At 61.2% G+C, this 973-nt stretch carries 1 pseudogene; it reads right to left on the reverse strand.

What is annotated here, in order from left to right:
* Positions 1-14 precede the first annotated feature (14 nt).
* Positions 15-924 (reverse strand): annotated as a pseudogene (locus HMPREF2849_RS11170) (IS5 family transposase).
* Positions 925-973: the final 49 nt, after the last annotated feature.

Here is a 973-nt window from a genome sequence, read left to right on the forward strand (position 1 = left end):
CTAGGGCGTGTCTCTTATATGCGTAACCAGACCAGAATCGCCGCAAGCACCACTCCCGCGCGATACGTGACCGCGAGCTTGTCATAACGCGTCGCAAGCCCGCGCCACTGCTTCATCAACCCAAAGGCCCGCTCGACCACGTTGCGGTCTTTGTACAGCTCCGCATCAAACCCGGGCGGTCGCCCGCCAGCACGACCCTTACGCTTCCTGGCAGCGATCTCATTAGACTTCTCCGGAATCACCGCGGCGATGCCGCGCTCACGCAGATACGCGCGGTTCACCCGTGACGTGTACCCGCGATCAGCAAGCAACGCATCAGGGCGCGTCCGCGCCTGCCCGCACCCAATTCTCGGGACCCGAATATCGCCGAGGACTTCCTGCAACATCGCGCCATCATGGCGTTGCCCGCCCGTCACCACAATCGACAGCGGCCGGCCATGCCCCTCGACAGCAAAATGTACCTTCGTGCTCAACCCTCCGCGTGATCTCCCGATCCCGTGACCTGCCGGTTCAATCTCGCATAACGGCAGATTCTTGTAATTCGATAGAGCCCCCTGTGTCCTGATCAGGGCGCGGCAGGTTCGTACCGTGCTGATGAGCACGGTTGATCGTCGCGTCGATTGACACGTTCCAGTCAATGTCGCCCACTGCATCGGCCTCGGCGAGGATGTGCGCGAATACGCGGTCCCAGGTGCCGTCGGTTGCGTAGCGGCGATGCCGCTTCCACACCGTCTGCCAGGGACCATACCGGTCGGGGAGATCTCGCCACGGGATTCCGGTGCGGTACCGGTAGATGATGCCCTCTACAACGCGGCGGCTATCACCAAACGGGCGGCCTTTACGGCCCTCATTCGTTGGCAGAAGTGGTTCAACTCGCTCCCACTGTGCATTCGTGAACTGCGTAAATCTAGACCGTTGTGACACACCTCAATCATGCTCGAGCACAGGCCCACAATTAGGAGACACGCCCTAG

This window comes from Corynebacterium sp. HMSC073B01, from assembly GCF_001838255.1.
In the GTDB taxonomy this organism is placed as follows: domain Bacteria; phylum Actinomycetota; class Actinomycetes; order Mycobacteriales; family Mycobacteriaceae; genus Corynebacterium; species Corynebacterium jeikeium_D.